Here is a 7,842-nt window from a genome sequence, read left to right on the forward strand (position 1 = left end):
GAGGGCAAGTTACAAGGGGGAGGCGCGCGCTACGTTCGCAAACCGTGCAGGCCGTAGCGGCTTCGGGGCGAAAGGCCCGAGTCCGGTTGCCAGCCGGTACGGACAGCCGGTCGGATTTCGGACTGCGTCACGGCCCGATCCGGCGTGCGGTTGGACCCGGGCCGCTTAGGCCGTAAGGGAACGGACAAGGCCGAGCTTTGTTGGCCCGGCTGAACCATCCACTCCCGGAGCCGCCGTGTCGACGCTCGTCAAAGTCCTGCTCGCGATCTTCCTGCCGCCGGTCGCCGTCCTGATCACGGTCGGCTTCGGCCTCCAGTTCCTGCTCAACATCCTGCTGACGCTGATGTTCGGCATCCCCGGCATGATCCACGCCGTCTGGATCATCACCCGCGACCGGCCGCTCTGAGGCACACGACCGCGAGAAATAGGTTGCCGGGCCTGCGGCCCGGCACCCTCGGTGTTCCCGCGTCGGCCATTCGCATCCCGGCCGTCAGGGCGTCTTGTCGGACTTCGCCGTCTCGGCCTTGCCGGTCTCGGCCTTGGCGGTCTTCGTGGCCTTCGGCGCGACCGCATCCTTGCGCGCGGCGTGCGGGGCGGCCTGGCCTTTGACCTGCGCCGTGTGCGCAAGCTTGACCGGCTCGGCGGTGGCCGCGTCCGTCGCTGGCGTCGCCGGCACCGGGGCCTCCTTCTTGAGCAGGCTGCCCAGGAGCTTCTGGTAGGCGCTCGGGTCGCCGTCCGCGTCGGCCACCGCGATCCGGGTGGGCCTGGCGGGGTCGGCGGGCTTGGCCGCGTCCGCGAGCTTGGTGTCAGCGGCGCTGTCCGGCTGCTTGGCCATCAGGGTCCGGGGCGCCGGCTTGCCGGGCACCACCTTCCCGTTCGGCTTGGCCAGGGCGGCCGCCGCAGCCTTGGTCGGGATCGGCGCGTCGATGGCGGCCGTCATCATCGGCTTGCCCTTGGCGTCGACCTCGATCTCCTGGGGGCCGGCGGCCAGGGTCTCCGGGCGGCTGACGTCGCCGAGATGGTGCCGGCCGAACACCGTCTCGTCGTAGGGCAGTTCCTGCGCGGACGATCCGAGGCTGGCGAAGGCCGTGGGCTTCTGGGAGCGGAACACCGGGTTCTGGTCGCCGTCCTGGTAGACGACGCGGGTGGCCGGCGTGCCCTTGGCGACGAGTTCGGCGATCTCCTGGTTGTCGCGGGCGCGCTTCTCGGCCACCAGCGTTTCGACCTTCGGGGTGCAGGAGCCCGCGGCCGCGTCCGCGCCGCCGAACACATATTTGCTGCCGCACAGGCCGACGCGGGGCTCCTCGCGCAGGGCCTCGAAGTAGTCCGAGCCCTCCTTGATGTTGCGCCAGAACGGCGCGTTCGGATCGTTGCGGTACTTGGCCATGTTCATGGCCGTCATCCGGAACGGGTAGGACTGGAACTGGAACGAGCGCTGGCCGCCGGAGAACGCCTCGCGGGCGATGGCGTAGATCTCCGAGATCGAGGCGTCGGTCATGGCGAAGCACCCGGCCGAGGAGCAGGTGCCGTGGACCATGATGTAGTTGCCGGTATGCCCGTTGGCCCGGTCGTAGGCGTTCGGATAACCCGTGTCGAAGGAGAGGAAATACGAAGAATTCGGGTTCATCTGGCCCGGCGTGATCGTGTAGAATCCCTCCGGCGCCTGCCGGTCGCCCTGCTTGGTCTTGGGGCCGAGCTGGCCGGACCAGCGGCAGATCGGGAAGGTCTTGAGCAGGGCGTACTGGCCGTTCGTGCCCTTCTTCCACACCTCCATCTCCGCTTCCTTCTTGTAGGCGCGGATCAGGATGGGGTCGGCCTGCTGCATGCCCTTGGTCTGCATCAGGGACAGGGTCTGGGTCGGGATCGGCGTCAGGTGCCGGGTCGACGGACCGCCGATGCCGCCGTCCTGGCAGGCGGCCAGGCCGAAGGCGAGCAGGGCCGCAACCACCAGCGGACGCACAGCCGGGTACACAGCCATGGGGGGAACCTCGTCCTCGCTATAGACCGCCCGCGGGCATTTGCCGGCGTCGGGCGCCACTCCCCAACTCTGTAGCGTCGTTAAACTTGCGCCATCGTTACCGCAATGACACGGGCGCCACAGGGCGCCGCCCTGTGGATCATGGGAACGCGGCGGGCGCGCGCGCCGCTTCCGCCGCAATCGCCGCGATCAGGACGGCGTCGTCGGCCGGGTCGGCGAGGCGCAGGCCCACCGGCGCCGAGGGAGTCTCCACCGTGAGCCAGCGCAGATCGGGCCGGATCTCCGTGGCCTCGACGCGGCAGGCGGGCCGGCCGGGCAGGAGTTGCAGGAAGGTTAAATGGTTCCGGCTTCGACGCTGCGCCAAAAGGTCGCAGATGTCGATCGCCACGTCCTGCGGGGTGTGCAGGTGCGTCATCATCCAGAACCGGTTCCGGGTGCCGGCCGAATCGAGGGCCGTGCGCAGCCGGCGCACGCCGTCCGCCAGGAAGGCGTAATCCGCCTCGCTCCCGGCCGGGTCGTGATGGTTGAAGATGCATTCCAGGCCGTGCCGCGCGCGGTAGAGCCGGTGGCGCCCGCGCCAGATGTCCGGCCCGCGCCGCTCGGCCTCGGGGATGGTCTCCAGTTGCGTGCGGTCGAGGAGGGCGGCGAAGTCGTCGGCGAGGCAGTCGCGGGCCATGCCCGGCATGGAGAAGATCCAGTCGAAGGGACCGGACCAGTGGCGCAGGTTCAGGGTCTTCAGGGCGTGCGCCATCTGGCAATGGCTGCCCAGCGAGACGTGGTTGTCGGCACCCGGTTCGCGTGCCTCGCCCCGTCCCAGGCGCAGGCCGAGCCGTCCGAGCGCCCCGCGGAAAACCCCGCCTGGGCTCAAAGCTTGCGGCCGATGTCGAGGAACTTCTGGGCGCGCCGGTCGCGGATCTCGGCCGGTCCGAGGCCCTCGAACTCCTTGAGCGCGCCCGAGAGCGCCTCGCCGGCCGCCCGGATCGCCCCGTCCCGGTCGCGGTGCGCCCCGCCGGTGGCCTCCGGCACGATCGCGTCGATGACGCCGAGCCGCAGCAGGTCCTGCGCCGTGATCTTCATGGCGGTGTCAGCCTCGTGCGCCCGGCCCTGGTCGCGCCACAGGATCGAGGCGGCGCCCTCGGGCGAGATCACGCCGTAGATCGCGTGCTCCAGCATCAGGACGCGGTTGGCGGTGGCGAGCGCGATGGCGCCGCCCGAGCCGCCCTCGCCGATGATGAGGGCGACGTTGGGCACGCCGAGCCCCAGGCAGGCCTCGGTGGAGCGGGCGATGGCCTCGGCCTGCCCGCGCTCCTCCGCCTCGATGCCGGGGAAGGCGCCCGCCGTGTCCACGAAGGCCAGGACCGGCAGGCCGAAGCGGTCGGCCAGCTCCATCAGGCGCACGGCCTTGCGGTAGCCCTCGGGCCGGGCCATCCCGAAATTGTGGCGCAGGCGCGCCTCGGTGGTGGCGCCCTTCTCCTGGCCGAGCACGCAGACGGGCCGCCCGCGGAAACGCCCGAAGCCGCCGACGATGGCCTCGTCCTCGCCGAAGGTGCGGTCGCCGGCCAGCGGCGTGAACTCCTCGATCAGCCCGGCGCAGTAATCCACGAAGTGGGGGCGCTGGGGGTGGCGGGCGACCTGCGTCTTCTGCCAGGGCGTGAGGTTGGCGTAGATCTCGGCCAGCGCGTGGCCCGCCTTGACCTCCAGGCGCCCGACCTCCTCGCTGATCGAGACGGCGCCGTCGCGGGCGCCCACCGCCCGCAATTCCTCGAGCTTCGCCTCGAGTTCGGCGACCGGCTTCTCGAAGTCGAGGTAGGAGCGCATCACCGCCATCGTGTCACAAGCGTCCTGTTCGTCGCGGTGCGCCGGGCAGCCGCGCCGCAGCGCCGGCACGGGAGGCGCGGCGGCAGGGCGTCCCTTGCGATGGGCGCGAGGTGTTGGCGAAGCGTGCCGGCCTGTCAACCGTCACGGGTCTCGCGCGGACGGCACCGCCGCCGGGGGCGGGCCGCCATCCTCAGGCCGCGATTGGGCCCTCTCCTGCTCCCATGACCGCACGCGCCACGACCCTGCTCGCCGCCGCTTCCCTCGCCCTCCTCGCCGTGCCGGCGGCGGCCCAGGCGCCCCGGCCGCCGGCGCCCCCCGCCCCGCCGCCCCCGATGGAGGCGATCGCCAAGCTCGCTCCGCCCACCGAGGGCGTGAAGCGGCGCGACTTCTACCTCAAGCCCGAGACCGAGAGCGCCGCCCGCGACAGCGAGGCCAAGATCGACGCGATCCAGCGCAAGATCGACGCGCGGGTGCGCCAGGCCACCCGCAGCATCTGCGCCGGCTGCACCGATGCGGCCCCCCCGCGCCGGCAGCGGCTGGCCGCGCCGCGCATCCCCGACGAGCCGGTGGCGACCGACCCGGCCCAGGCCCCGATCGACTGATCAGAACCAGCCCTTGACGCGGAAGAACACGATCGGGACGAGCGCGCTGATCAGGATCAGCGCGAGGCCGTAGGGATAGCCGTAGGCCCATTCCAGCTCCGGCATGTGCTTGAAGTTCATGCCGTACATGGAGGCGATCAGCGTCGGCGGAACGCCCACCACCGAGACCACGGTCAGCACCCGGAAGACGTTGTTCTGCTCGATGTTGATCAGGCCCAGCGCCGCGTCGAGCAGGAACTGCACGTTCTCGGAGAGCCGGGTCTCGAACTCGTCGAGGGAGTCGATGTCCCGGCGGATGGTCTCGAAGCGCCCGGTCTCCTCCTGGCCGAGCAGGTCCTCGCAGGAACCGGCGACGTAGGGCACGATCCGCTCCAGGCCGAGGAGGCTCGCGCGAATCCGGCCGAGCGCCTTCCCCCGCCGGGCGATGCCGCGCAGGATGCGGCGCAGCGCAAGGTCGCGGCGGCGGGGCGGCGGCGCGTCGCCCGTCTTCCCCCGCCGCCCGCGCACGTCGAAGTCGAAGATCCGGGTCGAGAGGCCGTCGAGTTCGGCGCTCATGTCCTCCAGGGCGTCGGCGAGGCTGTCGACCAGCTCCTCGATCAGCAGCAGGAACACCTCCGTGCTGGTCGATGCGGCGCCGTCGCCCTCGCCGAGGCGCTTGCCCACCTCGCCGAAGGCGCGCAGGTCGTGGAAGCGCACGGTGACGAGGTGGTCCCTGGTCAGGACGAAGCCCAGCGGCTTCAACTGCGAATCCGTGCGCTCGAAGGTGATCATCGGGGTCGAGAGGGACAGGCCGGTCTTCAGCCGGCGCAGGCGGCTCGACGATTCCACCTCGCTCAGCGCCTTGCGCGATGGCACGCGGATGCCGGTGGCCGCCTCGACCTCGGCCGCCTCCTCGGCGCTCGGGTCGTTCAGGTCGATCCAGACCGTGTGTCCGGGCAGGCCGTGGCCGGCGCCCGCCTCCGCCGCCCGCGCGATCGCGCCTTCGGGACCATGGAGGCTGATCATGGCAGACCGGTCATGGATGCGTGTTTCCGTAAACCGCGGGTCATGGGGATTTCATCCCCTGTTCCGGGGCGTTCGCAGGCCGATCGCCTTGACTTGCCGGTCGTCTGTGGCTATCCCGCCGCAGGCTTGGCACTCACCCGAAGCGAGTGCTAACGACCCAGGTTCGAGGCGGCCTCGCGGGGCCGCATCAACGCCAGTTCCCCATTTGAAGCAAGAGGGCAGCTCATGAAGTTCCGTCCGCTGCACGACCGTGTCGTCGTCCGTCGCATCGAAGGCGAGGAGAAGACCAAGGGCGGCATCATCATCCCGGACACCGCCAAGGAGAAGCCGCAGGAAGGCGAGATCGTCGCCGTCGGCCCCGGTGCCCGCGACGAGGCCGGCCGCATCAACCCCCTCGACGTGAAGGCCGGCGACCGCGTCCTGTTCGGCAAGTGGTCCGGCACCGAGGTCAAGATCGACGGTCAGGATCTCCTGATCATGAAGGAATCCGACATCATGGGCGTCGTCGCCTAGGACGTTCGGACACTTCGCCAAACCCAGCCCTTCGAGGCCGCCTCCGGCCTTGGGGCTTGTCCCCCTGACGAAAAGGAATCCTGCACATGGCAGCGAAAGACGTTCGTTTCTCCTCCGACGCCCGTGACAAGATGCTGCGCGGCGTGGACATCCTCGCCGACGCGGTGAAGGTGACGCTGGGCCCCAAGGGCCGCAACGTCGTGATCGAGAAGAGCTTCGGCGCCCCGCGCATCACCAAGGACGGCGTCACCGTCGCCAAGGAGATCGAGCTCGCCGACAAGTTCGAGAACATGGGCGCCCAGATGGTGCGCGAAGTGGCCTCGAAGACCAACGACATCGCCGGCGACGGCACCACGACCGCGACCGTGCTCGCCCAGGCGATCGTGCGCGAAGGCGCCAAGTACGTCGCCGCCGGCATGAACCCGATGGACCTCAAGCGCGGCATCGACCTCGCCACGCAGGCCGCCGTCAAGGACATCACGGCGCGCGCCAAGAAGGTCGCCTCCTCCGAAGAGGTCGCCCAGGTCGGCACGATCTCGTCGAACGGCGACGTCGAGATCGGCAAGATGATCGCTCACGCGATGCAGAAGGTCGGCAACGAGGGCGTCATCACCGTCGAGGAGGCCAAGACCGCCGAGACCGAGCTCGACGTGGTCGAGGGCATGCAGTTCGACCGCGGCTACCTCTCGCCCTACTTCATCACCAACGCCGAGAAGATGGTCGCCGAGCTCGAGGACCCCTACATCCTCATCCACGAGAAGAAGCTGTCGTCGCTCCAGGCGATGCTGCCGGTGCTCGAGGCCGTGGTGCAGACCGGCAAGCCGCTGGTCATCATCGCCGAGGACATCGAGGGCGAGGCGCTCGCCACCCTCGTGGTGAACAAGCTGCGCGGCGGCCTCAAGGTCGCGGCCGTCAAGGCTCCGGGCTTCGGTGACCGCCGCAAGGCCATGCTCGAGGACATCGCGATCCTGACGCAGGGTCAGATGATCGCCGAGGACCTCGGCATCAAGCTCGAGAACGTGACGCTCCCGATGCTCGGCCGCGCCAAGCGCGTCCGCATCGAGAAGGAGACCACCACGATCATCGACGGCTCGGGCGAGAAGGCCGACATCGAGGCCCGCGTCGGCCAGATCAAGGCGCAGATCGAGGAGACCACCTCGGACTACGACAAGGAGAAGCTCCAGGAGCGCCTGGCCAAGCTCGCCGGCGGCGTCGCGGTGATCCGCGTCGGCGGCGCGACCGAGGTCGAGGTCAAGGAGAAGAAGGACCGCGTCGACGACGCCCTCAACGCCACCCGCGCGGCGGTCGAGGAAGGCATCGTCCCCGGCGGCGGCACCGCGCTGCTGCGCGCCAAGAAGGCGGTCGCCGCCCTCCACAGCGACAACCCCGACGTCCAGGCCGGCATCAAGATCGTGCTCAAGGCGCTCGAGGCCCCGATCCGTCAGATCGCCCAGAACTCGGGCGTCGAGGGCTCCATCGTCGTCGGCAAGATCACCGACAACACGAGCTCCGAGACCTACGGCTTCAACGCCCAGACGGAAGAGTACGTCGACATGATCCAGGCCGGCATCATCGATCCGGCCAAGGTCGTGCGCACCGCCCTGCAGGACGCGGCCTCGGTCGCCGGCCTGCTGGTCACCACCGAGGCCATGATCGCCGATTCTCCCAAGAAGGAGTCCGGCGGCATGGGCGGCGGCGGCGGCGGCATGGGCGGCGGCGGCATGGGCGGCATGGACTTCTAAGTCCACGCGCCATCCGCCAAGAGACGAGAGGGGTCGCCGAAAGGCGGCCCCTTTTTTCTTGCGCGCATCGTCTCGACTGGGGCGAAATCCTGCACGGGCTCCTCCCTCCCCCGCAGAGCGACGGCCTAGACAGGTTTTACAATTCAGTCCGGGAGGCCTGTCATAGCGCGCGTCCCTTGTAACT

At 69.8% G+C, this 7,842-nt stretch carries 8 protein-coding genes; 4 read left to right on the forward strand and 4 right to left on the reverse strand.

What is annotated here, in order from left to right; genetic code table 11:
* Positions 1–235 precede the first annotated feature (235 nt).
* On the forward strand, positions 236–406 hold the full coding sequence (locus tag COGEMETH_RS10140; protein ID WP_238182461.1) for a YqaE/Pmp3 family membrane protein: 171 nt from the start codon (positions 236–238) through the stop codon (positions 404–406).
* 84 nt (positions 407–490) lie between these two features.
* Here COGEMETH_RS10140 and COGEMETH_RS10145 read toward each other — a convergent pair whose 3' ends face one another.
* The 3 genes from COGEMETH_RS10145 to COGEMETH_RS10155 form a co-directional block, all read right to left on the reverse strand.
* On the reverse strand, positions 491–1,978 hold the full coding sequence (locus COGEMETH_RS10145) for a L,D-transpeptidase family protein (RefSeq protein ID WP_238182462.1): 1,488 nt from the start codon (positions 1,976–1,978) through the stop codon (positions 491–493).
* A gap of 139 nt (positions 1,979–2,117) precedes the next feature.
* Entirely contained in the window at positions 2,118–2,846 is a 729-nt protein-coding gene (locus COGEMETH_RS10150; RefSeq protein WP_238182463.1) for a DUF1796 family putative cysteine peptidase, read from the reverse strand.
* Positions 2,843–3,796 carry an acetyl-CoA carboxylase carboxyltransferase subunit alpha gene (locus tag COGEMETH_RS10155; protein ID WP_238182467.1) on the reverse strand — a complete coding sequence of 318 codons (954 nt, stop codon included), beginning with the start codon at positions 3,794–3,796 and terminating at the stop codon, positions 2,843–2,845. The genes COGEMETH_RS10150 and COGEMETH_RS10155 overlap by 4 nt, the downstream gene beginning before the upstream one ends.
* A 221-nt stretch (positions 3,797–4,017) precedes the next feature.
* On the opposite strand from COGEMETH_RS10155, the gene COGEMETH_RS10160 reads away from it, so the two are divergent.
* Positions 4,018–4,398 (forward strand): hypothetical protein, encoded by a 381-nt coding sequence (locus tag COGEMETH_RS10160; protein ID WP_238182464.1) that lies wholly within the window; start codon positions 4,018–4,020, stop codon positions 4,396–4,398.
* On the opposite strand, the gene COGEMETH_RS10165 is transcribed toward COGEMETH_RS10160, so the two are convergent.
* Complete coding sequence (locus tag COGEMETH_RS10165; RefSeq protein ID WP_238182465.1) at positions 4,399–5,403, reverse strand: CorA family divalent cation transporter; 1,005 nt, start codon at positions 5,401–5,403, stop codon at positions 4,399–4,401.
* 225 nt (positions 5,404–5,628) lie between these two features.
* Here COGEMETH_RS10165 and groES point away from each other — a divergent pair, with 225 nt between their 5' ends.
* Both groES and groL read left to right on the forward strand, forming a co-directional pair.
* Positions 5,629–5,916: a co-chaperone GroES gene (groES, locus tag COGEMETH_RS10170; RefSeq protein ID WP_056094907.1), complete on the forward strand. Its 288-nt coding sequence runs from the start codon at positions 5,629–5,631 to the stop codon at positions 5,914–5,916.
* A gap of 86 nt (positions 5,917–6,002) precedes the next feature.
* Complete coding sequence (gene groL / locus COGEMETH_RS10175) at positions 6,003–7,658, forward strand: chaperonin GroEL (protein WP_238182466.1); 1,656 nt, start codon at positions 6,003–6,005, stop codon at positions 7,656–7,658.
* Positions 7,659–7,842: the final 184 nt, after the last annotated feature.

Origin of the sequence: Methylobacterium trifolii (assembly GCF_022179685.1) — a bacterium.
Classification (GTDB): domain Bacteria; phylum Pseudomonadota; class Alphaproteobacteria; order Rhizobiales; family Beijerinckiaceae; genus Methylobacterium; species Methylobacterium trifolii.